The sequence below is a fragment of the Psychrobacter sp. Arc9 genome, assembly GCF_041431295.1.
Taxonomy (GTDB): domain Bacteria; phylum Pseudomonadota; class Gammaproteobacteria; order Pseudomonadales; family Moraxellaceae; genus Psychrobacter.
Genome location: NZ_JASMRK010000003.1, coordinates 28,195 through 46,216, shown reverse-complemented (window position 1 = coordinate 46,216; position 18,022 = coordinate 28,195). Strand labels below are relative to the sequence as shown.

12 protein-coding genes are annotated in these 18,022 nt (G+C 43.1%); 5 read left to right on the top strand and 7 right to left on the bottom strand.

Annotated elements, in window-relative coordinates; genetic code table 11:
* Nucleotides 1-46: 46 nt before the first annotated feature.
* Complete coding sequence (locus QO187_RS02525; protein ID WP_371547025.1) at nt 47-838, bottom strand: SDR family oxidoreductase; 792 nt, start codon at nt 836-838, stop codon at nt 47-49.
* A gap of 204 nt (nt 839-1,042) precedes the next feature.
* Between QO187_RS02525 and QO187_RS02520 the strand changes: the two genes are divergently transcribed.
* The 3 genes from QO187_RS02520 (at nt 1,043) to QO187_RS02510 (ending at nt 5,338) form a co-directional block, all read left to right on the top strand.
* Entirely contained in the window at nt 1,043-2,443 is a 1,401-nt protein-coding gene (locus QO187_RS02520) for a DUF2868 domain-containing protein (RefSeq protein WP_371547022.1), read from the top strand.
* A gap of 121 nt (nt 2,444-2,564) precedes the next feature.
* Entirely contained in the window at nt 2,565-3,539 is a 975-nt protein-coding gene (locus QO187_RS02515) for a sterol desaturase family protein (protein ID WP_371547019.1), read from the top strand.
* A gap of 125 nt (nt 3,540-3,664) precedes the next feature.
* Entirely contained in the window at nt 3,665-5,338 is a 1,674-nt protein-coding gene (locus QO187_RS02510; protein WP_371547016.1) for a DUF3482 domain-containing protein, read from the top strand.
* A gap of 25 nt (nt 5,339-5,363) precedes the next feature.
* On the opposite strand, the gene QO187_RS02505 is transcribed toward QO187_RS02510, so the two are convergent.
* From QO187_RS02505 to QO187_RS02495, 3 genes are all read right to left on the bottom strand, one after another.
* Nucleotides 5,364-6,380 carry an ArsA family ATPase gene (locus QO187_RS02505; protein WP_371547015.1) on the bottom strand — a complete coding sequence of 339 codons (1,017 nt, stop codon included), beginning with the start codon at nt 6,378-6,380 and terminating at the stop codon, nt 5,364-5,366.
* 73 nt (nt 6,381-6,453) lie between these two features.
* Nucleotides 6,454-6,765: a cory-CC-star protein gene (locus tag QO187_RS02500; protein WP_179799197.1), complete on the bottom strand. Its 312-nt coding sequence runs from the start codon at nt 6,763-6,765 to the stop codon at nt 6,454-6,456.
* 115 nt (nt 6,766-6,880) lie between these two features.
* Complete coding sequence (locus tag QO187_RS02495) at nt 6,881-8,563, bottom strand: carbon starvation protein A (protein ID WP_057760164.1); 1,683 nt, start codon at nt 8,561-8,563, stop codon at nt 6,881-6,883.
* 302 nt (nt 8,564-8,865) lie between these two features.
* Between QO187_RS02495 and QO187_RS02490 the strand changes: the two genes are divergently transcribed.
* On the top strand, nt 8,866-9,534 hold the full coding sequence (locus tag QO187_RS02490) for a hypothetical protein (RefSeq protein WP_160021771.1): 669 nt from the start codon (nt 8,866-8,868) through the stop codon (nt 9,532-9,534).
* 102 nt (nt 9,535-9,636) lie between these two features.
* Nucleotides 9,637-10,200 carry a hypoxanthine-guanine phosphoribosyltransferase gene (locus tag QO187_RS02485; RefSeq protein WP_057760160.1) on the top strand — a complete coding sequence of 188 codons (564 nt, stop codon included), beginning with the start codon at nt 9,637-9,639 and terminating at the stop codon, nt 10,198-10,200.
* Nucleotides 10,201-10,226: 26 nt separating this feature from the next.
* On the opposite strand, the gene QO187_RS02480 is transcribed toward QO187_RS02485, so the two are convergent.
* From QO187_RS02480 to QO187_RS02470, 3 genes are all read right to left on the bottom strand, one after another.
* Nucleotides 10,227-10,985, bottom strand: coding sequence for an IS5 family transposase (locus QO187_RS02480; RefSeq protein WP_371547009.1), 759 nt, complete (start codon nt 10,983-10,985; stop codon nt 10,227-10,229).
* 184 nt (nt 10,986-11,169) lie between these two features.
* A complete protein-coding gene (gene recD, locus QO187_RS02475) occupies nt 11,170-13,368 on the bottom strand; it encodes an exodeoxyribonuclease V subunit alpha (RefSeq protein WP_371547007.1) in 2,199 nt (732 codons plus the stop codon).
* Between the two features lie 73 nt (nt 13,369-13,441).
* A complete protein-coding gene (locus tag QO187_RS02470) occupies nt 13,442-17,983 on the bottom strand; it encodes a UvrD-helicase domain-containing protein (protein ID WP_371547004.1) in 4,542 nt (1,513 codons plus the stop codon).
* Nucleotides 17,984-18,022: the final 39 nt, after the last annotated feature.

Below are 18,022 nucleotides of genomic sequence, written 5' to 3'. Positions count from 1 at the left end.
TGTTTTAACAGGATAACCATCCTAAATCACCCTATCATCTGTATCATTACCAAGGTATCGACTCTCCTGCCCAATCGACAAAACTGCCTGATTGGGCAGCCGTCATCCCTGATAGCACTTCCAATAAACACTCGGCGCTATACGCTGGCGAGAATAGATGTCCTTCAGCGACATTGCCTTGAAACGGCGCGGACAGTTGGGTATTCACGGTTCCCGGTTGCATAACGACTACGCACACCTCTTTGAGTGATCGGCCCCATTCGATACTCAAGTTTTTCATCCCCATATTGAGCGCCGCCTTGCTCATTCTATAACTATACCAGCCGCCAAGTTGATTGTCCGTGATACTACCGACACGAGCTGATATGGTCGCAAAAATAGCTGGATGCTCAGCGCTGCGTTCAGCTTTGGCGAGCAACGGTTTGATATGCTTGGCTATCAGCAAGCTTGCTAGTGCATTGATTTGCATGTTGTGTAAAAAGAACTCCGTTTCAATCTGCCTCAAGGCCTTTTCTGGCTGCGCAGTCTCTGTATGGAGTAATCCCACGCAGTTGATTACCCAATCGACATGACCCATTGTCTGCTTGATGGTGTCGGCCGCTTTTTGGATACTTTCTTCATCACTGATATTCATGGGTAACCAGTGTAGATTTTCTGCTTCAAAGTTCGGCTCACTGCGATGATAAGTGGCGAATACTTGTGTACTATGTCTTTTAGCAGATGCGCCGTCAGTTTGATCGGCAGCTGACTCTTGTACCAACTGCTTGACCATGGCCTGACCAATACCGCCCGTTCCGCCGATGATAAGATAGGTTTTATTATTCATGTCGTTATTCATATGCTACCCTCACTCTTTTTATACAGCTCTTAGCATGTGTTGGTTTGTTTATTCATTTTGGCTGATTTTACGAGCGTTTGCTATGATAAAAATAATAGACATTATTCTCATTCTATATACGCTACAATAATTTTTAGCGATTAAACCCGCATTTTTTGCTTTCCATTACTTATATTGACGTTCTTATACGGATATCAGCGCCTTATGCTATCACCCCAAGACCAACTGACCGAGCTGGTACGTGCCTTAGAGACTGATCAGCACGTCTTTGCCACTGACCCGTTACTGATCACGGAAAAGCTACAGAGCGAGGATGGCACACCTATCCAAAAGCTGCATCGACGGGCCTCACGGATAGATAGCAATGGTGTACTTGCGCGGGTGCTGGGCAAAATAGATGGTCGCATAAAAGGCATCATGATCGTTATGAGCGTGGTGTGGTGCATCTCGGGATTTTTGGGATTGTTCACGCTATTGCAGTCTAATGTGGTGAATTTCTTTTATGTCTTGGTTTGCTTGCTTGGTTTTCATACTATTATGCTTGGTGGCTGGCTTGTCATGACACTTATCAATCGAGACCAGCAAGCGCCCAGTTGGTTTGCCAGCTTTGTCAGTCCCAGCTATCTCATACGCGGTAAAGACGATGTGACCAAGGCGGCCGTCGATCTGTATGAGCGCCAATTACAGCATAGCGGTATGCGCTGGTATTTGGGCCGGTTTAGCCATCAGTTATGGCTTGCGACGTTGACTGGCATGCTGCTTGCGATTATATTCTTGTTGGTTGTGCGTCAGTATAGCTTTAGCTGGGAGTCGACCCTACTCTCTGATCAGGCGCTGGTGAGCTTAACGCAAATACTCGGCTGGCTACCAGGCATGGTTGGTTTTGATGTGCCAGATAGTACAGCGATTGTACAAAGCAGGTTGGTCACAGAAGCGATGCCATTGTCTGTGGCGCGGCAGTGGGCAGGATTGCTAGTCGGTAGCTTGCTGATGTACGGTATTGTCCCGCGTGCGATAGCGTGGGTATTTTGTGCCTTTATGTTCCGCCGCAAAAAGATGCGCTTAGACATCAAACAACCGTATTACCAAAAGATCATAAATTTTTGGCAGCGTCAGGTGGTTGATGCAGATGACTTTACGGAAGCACCCGCACCTGTCGCGCCCAAAGCGGCGGTAAGTGCAGGCAAGAAACTGGTCGCCTTGCTTGAATATCCTTCAAATCAGGATAAATGGTGGCAGTCAGGGCTTGATGGCAGTCATCATGGTTTTCAACAATCAAGTGAGGTTGAGGATTTTGGTATCGTCGATGACCGTGATGATATGGCACGGCTCAAAAACTACTTAGACGAGCACCCTGTACAAGTCCTATTAGGTATCCATAGCAAAGCACTGCCTGACCGCGGTACGCTACGCAAACTTGATCAAATCGCCGCTCATGCAAAAGATGGTCTTATTGTACAGCTGCTTAGTGATACCACCCCTTCTGCTGACTTGACTGACGCTCGTACGGATGATGAACCAGTAGATAAACAAGCCGTTCGCTATCAGCAGTGGCAGACAGCGCTCTCTGCGCGAAAAATTGGCTTGGTAGATATTGATTCTTAAAGTTTTTGAATGCGATACTTAATAATAATTATTTTTATAAAAGGGACAAAATAAACCAGTAATATAGAAAATAGTTATCTCTTGGGTAACAAGGATGTTTTATAGTGGCTAGGAGCCAAATATGTCAACAGACAACACCCTCTTAACATCAGGTGAGTATGGTCAGATATTGGATAATTACAAAGAGGCGTTAAACCAAAGTATCTTAACCGCTGCACCAGAGTCATGGCAGCCAATGCTGGCAAGTATCTTACCTGCTCACTGGCAAGAATGGCTGTTACCGCTGGCTGGTGGCCCATTTTTCTTATTGTTTTTGGCAGAGTGGTTCTATCAGTCTAAGCGTGGGAAAAATGAAAGCTTTAGCTGGCGCCGTGCGATGACCAATTTTAGCTTGGGCGGCTCTTATCTCGGATTTGAATTGATTGTCCAAGCACTTATTGTGCTGCCTATTTGCCTGTGGCTATATCAATACCGACTATTCACTATTGAGGTGACATTGCTGACAGCCATACCCATATTTGTCGCGGTTGAGTTCAGCTATTACTGGTTTCACCGTGCCTCACACCGCATGAATTGGTTTTGGTCAGCGCATGTCGTGCACCATTCAGATGATAAGATGAATCTATCCACCGCCATGCGCCAAAGCCTGCTGTACTCGGTGACAGGTTGGTGGTTATTTTTCGTCCCGCTGATGATATTGGGTGTGCATCCTGTCTGGGTATTTTTCTTTTATGCGTTAGATTTGATTTATCAGTTCTTTATCCATACCGAGACGGTGGGGAAATTTCCAAAATGGGTTGAGTATATCTTTGACACCCCATCCAACCACCGCGCCCATCATGGTACCAATAGTGAATATATTGACCAAAATTATGGCGGCGTTCTTATTATTTTTGATCGCTGGTTTGGCACTTACGTAGAAGAAGACACCGTCAATAATCCCGTCAAATATGGGGCTGTTGGTGAGACCAGTCACGATAATATTATTGGTCTGATATTTGGGGTGTTTTACCGAATGTGGCAGCGGTTTTTTCGTGCCAAGGGCATTAAGAAAAAAATCAAGGTACTGCTGCGACCACCTACAGCAATCTCATAGCGTATCATGGATACATAAAATACAGTTTACGATATGGACACTACGCATTCAGAACCAACCTGCCACCAGATTTGTTTTACAATAAATGGCTAAAGTTTGATCATCAATAACAATAAGACGCGACTATGAATAATGACAATAAAAAAGAAAATTACGAGCATCACACGCCTACAGGTCTTTTTGCAGACAAGGCGTTGCCTAGCGACTCAAATAATAACGCCAAGACCTCGCATTCGACAGTGTCAAAAACGGCCGCCCAGTCTAGGGTAACTCATGATAATCAATCCATATCAACTGAATCAGTACCGCCAGCCACCGCAAATGTGACAAAAAAAACCATCGCCAGTGGTGAAGCGCTAAAATTGGCGGTCGTGGGACACACCAATACCGGTAAGACCTCCATATTGCGCACGTTACTGCGTGATGTCTATTTTGGTGAAGTCAAAAACGAAGCGGCGACCACGCGTCACGTCGAGCAAGCAAGTCTGACAGACAGTCAAACGGGTGAGGTGCTGGTAGCACTATACGACACACCAGGCCTAGAGGACGCATCAGGACTCATGGACTGGCTAGAGGACAACACTGCCAGTCGCCGTGATGGTATTGAACGTCTGCAACAGTTTTTGGCGGCGGATGTCGCTCAAGGTTCAGACAGCTATGACTTGCCCTATGATTATAGTCAAGAAGCCAAAGTAATTCGTCAGCTACTGACAAGTGATATGGCCATTTACGTGGTAGATGCTCGTGAGCCTGTATTGGGTAAATATAAAGACGAGCTAGCGATTTTGTCTTGGGCTGCGATTCCTGTGATGCCTGTCTTTAATTTTACCGACAGTCAGAATGCCAATATCGACGACTGGCAAACGATGCTGGCAAGACGCAATCTGCATATTTCAACGCGTTTCGATTCGGTCGCGTTTGAGTTTGAAGATGAGATGCGTCTATGGAAAAACCTAGCCACTATGCTCACCCACTCTGAGATGCTTGAGCAGCTGATGCAACGTCGAACGGAGGATTGGGCGCAGCTGTATGACGAGGCCAATATCATCATCGCTGATTTTTTATTGAATGTTGCTGCCTTTGTACGCGAGATCAACGAAGATGACGACCCACTTCCTGTCTTAGAACAAATGCAAGAAGCGGTTAGGCAAAGTGAGCGTGCGATGCAGCATAACTTACTTAACCTTTATAAGTTTTATGACAATGCCGTCGCTGCAACGCCGCTTGAACTACAAGCCTATCAACAAGATCCTTTTGACCCTGAACTACTCAAAAGCTACGGTATTCGTACCACTTCTGGGGCAGCAGCTGGTGCGCTTCTAGGACTAGGTATCGATGCAGCAGCCCTAGGTACGACTCTGGGATTGGGTGCCGCTATAGGTGGTATTGCAGGCGGGCTGCTATCGAATACCAGCAGTATTGCCGATAGGATTACTGGGGTAAAACGCTTGTATATTGATCCTGCAACGTTAACATTGCTAGCCACGCGAGCATTAGACTTACTTACTGCATTACGCCATCGTGGTCATGCTGCTACAGATGCCACTCAGTTATTATATAAGGGCGAAAACAGCAGTCTTGGAACGTCGCGAACTGACGACAGTAGCCATGCAGATGAAGACAATAATCCAATTACGGTATGGCCAACTCATAAACTACCAAGTGAGCTCAAAAAAGCGCGTGGTAAACCGCAATGGTCGTCGCTTAGCAGCGGTAAGTCCGAACAAGCTCAGTTATTACGCACAGACATGGCATGGTCGCTGTCAGGTAAACTACAGTCGTATAAGCGTGAGTCATAAATTACTAGCGAACTATCTATGCACCCTATGCACTTAACAACGCACTTAATGCATCAGTACCGCGTACATCTGTCTGTTGCAGGTAAATCGGATACAGCGGGTACTTGGTAAAGCTTTGTTCGATATCCTGCAGCAAATGCTGCTGACGCTCAGCACGGCGTCGCCAAAACTCATCCGACTGCGCAGTTGATATCAGCTGATTGATGACGATTGCTGCTGGCATGAGCTTACTATCTTCCAATTGCTCGATAGCGCGCTTGGTCTCAGCCAATGGTAAGACGTCAGCGGTCATCACCAATACAATCGCTGTTTGTGTACGGTCATGTAATAGCAACCCTGCTTGGCGGAACAATTGCTTGCGCTTTTCTAATACGGAGACAGCTTGCTCCCAGCGATCTGATTTTTTTGCTGCAAATGGATTGGCCACGTCGTTCTTTTGCGTGCTCTGTTTCTGATTGTGATTGTCCAAATGCGTCGCCACCGAACGTAGTTTGGCCTGTCGTCGTTGCTGTGCAAGCAGCCCATCCGTCCACGCGCCCATCATTTCTGGTAACACCAACAATCGCAAAGTATGACCTGTCGGTGCAGTATCAAAGATGATGTGTTCATACCCAGCATCTGCCGCTTCGACTAAGTGATGGCACATAGACTCAAGCATCGCGGCTTCTTGGGCACCAGGTGCTGATTTAGATAATCGCAGATGCTCACGAATTTTGGGCATCATATCTGGGTTGGCATAAGCTTTAATCGTACGTTCGACTTGAGTAAAATGTTCATCGACAATCACGTCAGGATTTAACTCAATCGCATCTAGATAAGGTGATATCACCGTTTTCTCATTATTGAGTCGTATATTCAATACATCACCCAAACTATGCGCTGGATCGGTTGAGACAATTAAGGTTTTTTGCTGCTGGCTTGCATAGTAGCTGGCTAGAGCTGCTGCCGTGGTGGTCTTCCCTACACCACCTTTGCCGCCGATAAATATAATAGGTTGTGTCTCTAACTGCTCTACCAATCCATGTAAAGGGTGTAATGCCATATCGTTATCTCGTATTTTGTCTCATTATCTAATAAATGCTTAGCTACTTTTTTATATAGTCAATCCACTACTGTTAGCAGCAACCAACATGGTCAAATGGACATCTATCCATTCCCATACGTGTATGCCATTCATGAAAGTTTTCTAAAAATAATGGTTGCAACTCTAATGTATAAAAGCTGGCGGGATTATCAATCCCCAAACTCTCAGCAAACATAAGCAACATAAAAAAATCTTCTTCATCACGTGCCGCTCGTGCCATCGTCTGACGATAAGGCGCATGATAAAACTCATTTAGTCCACTCTTAAACCGTTGCCACCATGGTTGAGTATTCTCTAATGGTTGAACGTTTTCTATATCATTCGATGTGTTTTCATTTTCCATAATGTACTCGTATTTTACTTAACTCTTATGATCTATCATGCCTATATGATACAAAAAACGCCAGCAATTGCTGCTAGCGTTTTTTATTAAACAGATACTTAATATGGGTTAATGTTTAAACCTCACCGCTTTTACCTTTATGTAGTGACCACTCTTTGCGTAGTACAGACAAACTCTCAAACGTCACTAAAATAGTTGCGATTAAGATAATAATATCCATAATAATAAGTAGCCAATTACCATCAGTAAAGAAGGTTTTGAGCTGAATCAATAGTGCAAAGACAGTCATAACCAACAAGAACGACAATGGTGCTAAGGTGTACCAAACTGGCTTGCCCTTACGTAACAAGATAATGGTAACGATCATCAAGGTTAAAGCAGCCATTAACTGGTTGGTTGTACCAAATAGCGGCCAAATAATCATACCGCCCGCGCCATCGATACCACCAGCACCGAACGCTAATAACAAACAGCTTCCGACAGCAAGTAACGTTGCAACGACACTCTTATTCAATACGGGTAAATTATAAAATTCACCAAATTCTTGGAAGATGTAACGTTGTAAACGTACGCCAGTATCCATCGTCGTACCAGCAAACAATGCAGCCATTACTGTAAGCATGGTCTGTGATAGCACCATATCGATACCAACGCCTGCATTCAAGATGGTCGCACCGCCGTCAATGAAAGCACCGATAGAGCCATCACCAAACTTTTGATAGACCGCTTGCCAATCACCAAGAGTCGCAAAACCTGCGGTTGCTGCAAGGATTGCCCCAAGTGCTAGCATACCCTCGCCCAATGCACCAAAGTAACCAACGAAACGAACGTCTTCTTCTTTATCAATTTGCTTAGAAGTAGTCCCTGTGGCGACCAAACCATGGAATCCTGATATGGCACCACAAGCAATTGTCACAAACAACAATGGCAGCAGTGACGGCGTATCGGCTGGTAATGCAGTGTTAACGGCTGGCGCGACAATATTAGGCGTGCCAATAAAAATAGCAGCGTATAGTAGAATCAAACCGACAAATAACTGTAAGCCATTAATATAATCGCGAGGTTGAAGTAGCATCCATACAGGCAACAACGACGCAATCGCCGCATAGGCGAACAAGATCAAGATCCATACCGCGTTATCAGGCAAACCCATCACGGTTTCAGGTAACACAATCGGGAACATAGGGCCAAGATAAATAAGCCCGTACAAGGCTGTTACCCCGATAATGGACACCCAGACCAAATTCATATTGTAGCGATAGATACACTGCCCGATGATAAAGGCAACCACTAAGGCACCCCAAACTGGCAATACCGCAGATGGCGTCTTGATCATCATATTGGCGATAGCTACGCCAAATACAGCATTGACCATCAGTAGTAACAAGAAAATGACAACCATCATCAAGCTGCGGACACGTGTGCCCATGACAGTACCAGCGATAGAGCCAATCGACTGACCTCTATTACGCATACTTGCCCAAATAGCAGACATATCATGTACGCCAGCCATAAAGATAGTACCTACCACTACCCAAATAATGGCAGGCACCCAGCCCCAAATGACTGCAATGGCAGGACCGATAATTGGTGCAGCCCCTGCCACTGACGTAAAGTGATGCCCCCACAATACATACTTATTGGTGGGAACATAATCGATCCCATCTTTCATCGTATGTGCGGGTGTAGGACGGCTGTTGTCCAATGCTAAAATTTTGGTGGCGATAAATTTTGAATAAAAAACGTAGCCGCAGAGCATAGCGGCAACGGCGAATAGTAGTACAATAGCACTATTCATCTCATCTCTCCCTAGACAAGTAGTCAATAGCCTTATAAGTTCAAGCTTTTTGAATTAAAATATGAAAAATATGCTAAATTAGTGTGCGATGAGTGACTCAGCTCATCTATCGTTTAGGTAAATTCTAGCAATTTGCAAAATTATTACCAATCAACAAAGTCATTTATCTTACAACTAGGGCATGTCACTAATCAGCATTTGGTGTGATGAGCCTGAGACTGAAACTTTGTTTGAATAATAACCGATTTGGTGATCAATGTAACGCAAGTAAGACATAAAAAACAACAAATAAAGGAAGTGCAATGGCACATTATTTTGGATTCGTACCCTCAGATAAACTAAAAGCTTTAATCAGTGAGGCCGAACAAGTCGTTGCTTCAAATGAGAATGTAGAGTACTACCCTTATCGCGATGCCCTTACGCATCAGACAGCGCGTGATCTTACTGATAATTTATTGGTTGGTTTGGTAGATATTATTCCTAACCCTGAGCGTCAAGCCTCTATGCGCAAAATTGTTGGAACGATTGAACGCGCGACGGATACTCTGCTCAATATCTTATTGGGTAAAGAAAACAACAAAGACGTATTACCAAGTTTTCATTTTCTAAGAGATCATGCAACCTTTATTGATAATGAAGGCATTAAACGTGTCGGCTTTAAACTATCAGAAAAAGATGCCAATACCATCACTGAAGGTTTTGCTGCTATCACGCCTGAACATGTGGATAGAGCCAAATTTAAAACAGCACTCGAAACCATGAACGAAGAGACATTGACCCATTTTATCAGTCGTTATGCTGAGACATTAAAGCTAGGCATGATCAAACGTAAGTCAGTTCCAGTTGCCAAATCGGCAATTGATAAAGGCATGAGTATGGCACTTAATAAGCTATTACCTGACCTACCAAATGACTCATTGAATAGATTGGCCAATTATTACCGTCCATTTATTATAGAAAAGCCAGAATAACCCTAAAAGTTGGATTAATTTTGTCCCAAAAGTCATATGACGTTGGGCAAATTCACTAAAATTTGCTAAAATAAGCGGCACTTTTTACCAAAGGCGCACCCGATGACCCAAATCAGTAACCAAGAAATTGAAAAAACTTTACGCAACTCAGAGTGCCTTATTAGCAGTATCGAAGTAGCTGCTGCTTATGAGCGTTTGGCCGCTCAGCTCAATCTACATTATGCTGGTCTAAACCCAATTGTTATGGTCGTGATGAACGGCGGCTTGATCCCAGCTGGTCAACTACTGACACATCTTACGTTCTACCATCGCATGCATTATATTCATGCGACTCGTTATCGTGATAACGAAGGTACTAATGAGCTTGATTGGAAATTCAAGCCTGATGTTAGTATCGAAGGTGAGCACGTATTGTTAATTGACGACATCTTTGACGAAGGTATTACCCTAAAAGCAGTTGTTGAAGAATTAAGCAAAGAAAAGCCTCTATCACTTGAGTCTTGTGTCTTGCTTAACAAGCAACATGATCGCAAAGTTGCAGATTTTGACGTAGATTTTGTGGGTATTGATGTTGCAGATCGCTATGTTTACGGTTGTGGTATGGATTTCCATGGTTACTTGCGTCACCTGCCAGGTATCTATGCAATCAAAGAAGACAAAGTTTAATTCTAAACTTAGGGTGTGTATAGAATTCAAATCAAGGGCAACCAGATAAAGACACAAGCGAGCATTACCGCCGCTGCAAAGCTATCTTTGAGCTTATCATATCGCGTGGCAATGCCCCTAAAATGTTTCAATCTAGCAAAAGCGTTTTCTACCAAATGACGGCAACGATACAAATACCAATCTAGTGTGTCGTTACTGCTTTTAGAGTTCGACTTAACAGGTATGACTGACTGAGCACAGTGCTTGAAGATACACTCTCTAATATCGCTACTATCGTAGCCCCTGTCTGCAATCACCGCTTTAGTCTGGTTGTTAATCGTGCTACATATCAACGCCTTTTCCATCTTAGAGTCATGTACTTGCCCACCTGACAGCTCAACATGTATAGGGTTGCCACAAGCATCGACCACTAAGTGCAGTTTGCTGCTATTACCTGCAACGCTTTTACCAATGGCCTCATCAAGATGACTGGCTGCGCCTGTACTATGCTGATGAGCTTTAACCACGCTACCGTCTATAAATAACCATTCACTATCATAGTTTGCTGTGACTATATTCATGAGCTTTTGCCATTTACCGGTTTTACGCCAGTAACGGTATTGATGATATATGCGAGACCAATGACCAAAATAAGAAGGTAAGTCTCGCCATGGACAGCCTACTCGTATGCGGTACAACATGCCTTCAACGGTACGTCTTAGATTGGGCTTGTTATATACGTTAATTTGTCGCAATATAATAAATAGCTTGTGCCAATGTTCATCGTTGAGCTTAGTGCGAGCCATAAGTGACGCCTTGTTTCTTTGTTGTGGTAAACATTAGAGTAAGGCGTTGCTTATTTTTTTCAATGCTTTCTCAATTCTATACAGTCCCTAATTGATTAAAATAGTTAAGTCCTAAAAAAGCATCCAAATTGGATGCTTTTTTATTGCGCTGACTTATTGCGCCGACAACAACTTGAATGAATCGTTAAAATTGTAATGCCAAACCAGTATGCCGCTCAGTTGGTGTTTGAACTGCTTTTTCTAAAGCGTGTTTGGTACTATATATCGTTACCTGCTTCTTAGCACGAGTCACTGCTGTATAGATAAGCTCTTTGCTCAGCAATCTTGCATGACTATTATCGAAAGTAATGGCCACATGATCAAACTCAGACCCTTGTGACTTATGAATGGTCATTGCATATGCCGTGGCTATCACCTCTTCATTTAGCAAATTAACAGCTATCCCTTGTGTCTTATTTTCAAAGAATACCTCTAATTGGCTCCTTTCATCTGATGTTTGTAAGCAGAAACCAATATCCCCATTAAATAATCCAAGCTCATAGTTGTTTTGTAGCACCATAACAGGACGTCCATGGAACCACGTGTTTTGACCCAATGGTAACTTTAATTCAGCAAGGTGCCATTGAGTAAGGTAGTTATTGATATAGTGGTCGCCCCACTCACCATTGTGACCAGCAGTTAGGATTCTAAATTGATTAAATACCTCCATCAACGAAGAGGTAGTATTTTTAACTGATTCTGGCACGGATTTTTCTACTGGATTTTCTAGTAAACTTTTAATTTTATCTATGTATGATTGGTAATTACTGGAGATTCTTGAAATAATTTTTTCTTTGCTTAGGCTATTTTCTATCTTGTCATTTAATATAGACTCTGCTTGTAACGTATTAACATATTGAAAACTCAAAGCAGCGTCTTGCCTTAATAATTGCCAAATAGCTTGAATATTTGTCTCTGCTTTATTAATTTGAGTGGCCAGTTTACCGATACCTGAGTCGTCGCTAAATCGGCGGCTCTCGGTTAGTTCTGCATGTATAGGTTGCAGTAGAGGAATGCGACAGAGATCAGCCAATACTGCTCCTGCATCGACGGCTGCTAACTGATTAGCATCGCCTAATAATATCAGCCTAGCACCTGGCTTTACCGCGCTCACAAGATAATTGGCCAACTCAACTCCGAGCATAGATGCTTCATCAACGATAATAATATCTTCACCGAGTGGGTTGTTGGCATCGTAGCGCGGTCTACCCGTTCGACCGATACCTAGTAGACGATGGATGGTTTTTGCCTCTTGCAACTGCAGCTCTACATTTGCGTCATCTAAAGCCGCCTGTAGAGACTCTTGCATACGCTGGGCAGCCTTACCCGTCGGCGCTGCTAATGCTAGACTAGCACTGTCTGTGCTAAACCTAATATGTTCAGACTCATCTCCCCTACTCTCTGTCGCCTGTTGTAACGCGATAACTAATTGAGCCACGGTATATGTTTTACCTGTGCCTGGACCACCAGTAATAATACTAAACGCATTATTATTAGCGACATTGATTGCCTTCACTTGGTGCTCATGAAGGTTTTCAGGTATTGCTATCTGTAAAGGACTTACTTGCTGATTTAAGATATTGTTGATATTTTTTGCTAAATTAAACTCTGCTTGCCAAGCACGGTGTAACCAAAATGTGATTTTCGAACTTCGAGTTTGTTCACTTTTAGCTATGTTGTAAATAATCGGTTGATTATTTTTACTTAGGCTATTTTGATGATAATTACTACCAATACTCGCATCAACATTAGTAAATAAAGCATGCTCATGAAGTGAGTGAATAAAAGTACTTAAGTCGCTATTTTTCAAGCGCTGATATAACGTCGTTATCGCATCAAAACGTTTGATAAACGTCTCTTTTTCATGATTACTAAGCGCTAACTGTGCCCAAAGATAATCTCGCTGACCAAACAAAATATCTAGACATACAAATAGTGATGTCTGCGTTATAGTCTCATCATCTATTTGTATGTCTATCTGAGTATCAATCAGCGCAAAGATTGGTGTTGCTAGTATCTCTAATAATTGCTGCTGCCATGCATACAACGTGACTACTTCCCCATTAATATGACCTTGCATAGGGGCTTCATGATCAGATGCATCAATAGTTAATACAGTATGCCCTTCTTCCAAATAAGCCGCTAAAATAACAAATAGAGCCGTAAATAAATCGCTATCTTTTGACTTACCGATTCTTCTATTTTCATCGTTTGTCTTTGTATCTGCCACATCATACGCTACATGTGTTTGCTGACGGCGCAGCAAAATATAATCACTGAGATTACTGGCCCAGCTCTCTTGTAAGCTAATGGCTGACTTGCTCTTGTTGTTATTATTACTCATCGTATATTTATCTCTTTTAATCCGATTAACTGCTATAACAATTTTTGACTATTTAATTGTCATAGCAGGTTTATTAATTAGGCAGACCAAATAATGCGTCTAAACCTTTAATAAAAGCAATGGGTATATCCCAAGTGACCAATCCATAGCAACTATTACTGCTCAAGCTATCGTGGTTAGACTGAGCCTTATCTTGCGACACAGATGTAGTAGCTGTCTGAGCATTCGGGTCATATACACCGCGTAAAAACACGTACTCTACAGCGCCTAAGTACTTATCTTCGTTACCCGTATAATCACTGATTCTCATGGCAAGAAATCGATGTAATGCTACTTGATAGATTGCTGCTTGTAGCCAGTACCCTGCTTTAGACATTGCTTTCTTGAGGGTATCTTCATTGTAGTCACTTAGGCTATTTCCTAGAAAGTTACTCTTATAATCGACCACATAATACTTGCCAGCATGCTCATACACCAAGTCAATCTCACCACGCAGATAACGATACAGATGTGCTTTATTTTGTGGCACTAGAGTAACGTGTTTATCTGCCTCGTCAGGTAAATACCGTTGAAAAAGCTTACTAATATCCTGTGCTTTAAAATTCTCTGACAACCCCATATTGAACTCTAACTCGGCAAATCGCTTACCTTTATCAAGAGCAATCAAGGGTTGATTGGAGGCCAATAGTGGCGCATGCAGCACTTCTTCAATCCAATTAACTAATGCCTCATGCTTCGTTGTATCTATTGACTCAAGATCAAACCCATCACTATTTCTTTGTTTTTTGCCTTGTGATCTGCGGCTCTGCTGTTCCGCACTGCTATATATCAGCGGCAACTGATAGCTACTAATCGCTCTATCAATAACCTGAGGCCACTGGGCTTTATTAGTGAAATCTATTTGTTCAAATATCTCATGCAAAAACGTACCGGCATTGGCACCTTTTACAAAGGTAAAGCGGATATCATCTTCTACCTTGAGGCTTAGTTCACCATCTTGTTCGAGAGACTCACCGTTATTAAGTAAAGAGAGGTCTGAAACTGAAGACTCCGTCATATCAATGTCTATCGCATCATCAATACGCTCATCCACTATCGCCATTGCTTGTGTAGATTCATCTAGCTGACGCGCTAAGGCGGTAAAACTGGTCTTGGCCCAGCCATAAAAATAATTAGTTTTCATAATCTCGGCAAAGGGTGCGTACTCAATAGCCTCTGTTGTAGGCTTATGAGCACTTGATTTGGTTGCGGCTAGCTGAGCACTGTCATTTACGCCTGCTGAGTTAGCATTGTTGTTTGCGTAATTACTGTAATAAAACTCATTAATTTTATGACCTCTAAGCATACCTACAATGCCTTTGAGCCTATCAGGTAGCTCGAACTTTGCTTCTGGCGATTCAAACCAATAAAACACTGGCTTTAGCTCAAATCCTGTCTTGTTACTCGGATCTCGCAGCACCACATACAGCTGCTCACTGGCCCGAGTAAATGCCACATAACCAAGCCGTCTTATCTCATCAAAACCTTCTTGTGTTTCGATATCAGTATAGTAATCCTCAACTGTGGCAGAGCCTTGCAGTGGTGAGAAGCGGCGCTGATTTCCCGTCGATTGACTATCTAGCGATTGCTGTACTTCTATCGACTGCCGCACTAGCGCTGAGGGCGCTTGTTGCGCATTATATAGATACAGCCCATAGTCTTCCTTATTACCAGACTTCCTACTGGCATCACCCATTCCCAATACATAAACAATAGGGAACTCAAGCCCTTTTGACTTATGAATGGTCATCAATTGCACGCCAGACTCTGTCGGTAGCGGATATTGCTTAGCCCAATCACTGTTGGGTGCTGTATCTATCTGCTGTCTGAACCACGCCAACAACTCATACTCACCCATGCCTAAGCCATACTGCGCCAAAATGTCCATTACATGACGCAAATCCATAATATGACGGTCACCTTCTGGATGAGCAGCTAGGGCTTGCCAAACGCCTTGCGGCTGCACAGGACTTTTATCTAATAAATAATGTAGCGCCGATAATATGCCAAAGTGCTGCCAACGCTGGGCACCTTCTTTTAGATAGGTAATAAAGTCTTGATAGCTTTTTTTAGTATCAGTAGCTTCATTAGTTGAGAAGTCTTTCAAATTAGAACTGTTTGCATGGGCGCTTGGCTTACTACTACCCTCGGTAATTCCTGACTCATGATCCGTCATCATGGCTTTAATGTTTTTGATACTTAGTCCATATAGATGGCTGGTCAATACCCGATTAATCATGTCATGACGATACGGATATAGCATAGCACTCAGTAGCGCCGCTACATCTTCTGCCATGATAGTCTCAAATATGCTGACATCACTGGTGGTCAAGGTCGGCACATTGAGTTTTACTAGCTCGTCTTCGACTCTTTTCAGATCTTTTTTGGCACGTGCTAGCACCCCAATATCACTCGGCTGAATCGGCTTACCTTTAAGTGTCTGACCACTATTAAGCAAAGTGGCTATATGGCGAGCTGTTATTTCATGCTCATCATAATCAAACTCTTTGTCCTTATCATAAGGCAGGTGCAATAAGCTCACTGGCTGAGCAGAAAGCACCTCTGTCACCAGCACATCATCCAGACTATTTGACTCATTAAACCAAGACAGCTCATATTCTGGTTTTGCCGCTTTGATATGTTGGTAATGAATACCGGTTCCTAGTTGCGACAGCTTATTCTCAGCAGTTGTGGCATCAGCCATACCAAACCAGCAGTTCAATGCGTTAATCACACCCGCATTAGAACGGCGATTGATATCTAGTGTCCAAAGCGTACTCTTGTCAAACTGGGCTTTCATATAATTATAGTTGGCCACATCGCCACCGCGAAACCCATAAATAGCCTGTTTGGGATCACCAACCAATAGCAGAAACTCATGATTGGCTTTCTTAGTGGTTGCCTGCTTGTCACTGTCCAACTGTTTACGCTTATTCTTTGGCAAATAGATGCTTTCAATCATAATGGCTTGCTCGCCATTGATATCTTGCGACTCGTCAATCAATGCCACAGGATAATGATGACGAATATAACGCGCCAGCTTATCTCCTTGGCGGCCAGTTAATGCTTGGTTTAAGCGTACCATCTGCAAACTAAAGGTCGTCTCGCCGCGCTCTTCCAAAATGACTGGTAGCCTATTGCGCACAGCCAGCACAATATGACGGTTAAGATTGGCCAATACCAACAAAATATGCTGATTCAAACTATCAAGCATGTCTAAGAGAGCCATTAACTTGCTAATGCTCTCTAGCTCAAAAAGTGTCTGATGCTCTTTTTCTTTATTCTTATTAAAGTTCTTAATTTTACCATCTTCATCGGGATATCTAGAATCCTGCAATGATGTCAAAATCTTGTTTTCGCTCTCATTTAAATAGCTATTAAAGGTCAGCTGATACTGCGATATCTTTTGATGCACCTCGATAATGGCATCAAACTGTTTGGTTAAATTAGAACCACCACGGAATCCTTGAGACTTTCTATAATCAGGGTTTAAATAAGGCTGGATATCAGCTAAATCTAACTGAGAAAACTCATTGATTAGCTTTTCATATGTATCAAAGTCAAAGCCTTTCTCAATCCTTATCTCATCAATCGGCGCAGAGATAAAATTAAGCGAGCGAGTCACATACTTCTTATGATCACCTACTGCAGACAACTTACCTTGCTGATCCATTAGCGCATAAAGTTTAGGCTGCTCATAGTATAAGCGGCTCTGAAACTGACGCAGCTCATCATGAACAATGCTATCGGTAACTTGTTCAATACTGCTGTCTTCAATAATCCCCATACCCTGCTGGTGACCAGTTTCGCTACTGTACTCCGTCAACCATTTTTGCGCCAAACTATCGAGCGTACCTACAAACAGCTTATCCAATGTGGTTAGTACCAGTGCCGTACGCCTAATAGCTTCCGCCATGGGGTAACTGTACACGTGATCTAGCAAATAGCCGACGAGATGCAAGTTAATAGGATCTTGCATGATGCCATCTAAGCGCACATATTTGGCCTGATTAACCAGCCAATCTTCGCGGTCTTTTTTTGCTTGTTTACGTTTCTCTGCCGCCGCTTGCTTATCAGTAGCAAGGTCTTGATTTAAATCGTCAATATCTGTTTCAGCGTCTGCATTAGTACTTGAACCATTGCCTGCCTGTGTGTCTTTATTACTTTCAGGCAAGACTTGCAATATATTGGGATAGAGACTCTCTTTATTGCTAGTATCGGCACTTAGGCTATTAACCCATTGTAATAATTGATAAAAATCTACCAAACGATCATGGATACGCTGACGCATTTCGGCAGCGGCGGCTCGTGTAAAAGTCGTGGCAATGATTTGCTCTGGTGCACGTCGCGCTTCGATCAGTAGGCGCAGCACGATACCGGTCAACGTCCAAGTTTTGCCCGTGCCCGCTGAGGCTTCAATCAGGTGTTTACCCGTTAGATCAACCTCAACTGCCGGTATGACATCATTTTTACGCTCAGGCACAGCAGATAAAGTCAGTTCATCTGAATATTCATCAAATAAATTCGGTTGTGTAGACAAGTCAATGGTACTGGTTGGATCGCTAAGGTCTGTCATATGGGCGCATACTTTTAATTATTATTTATCAAAACAAAA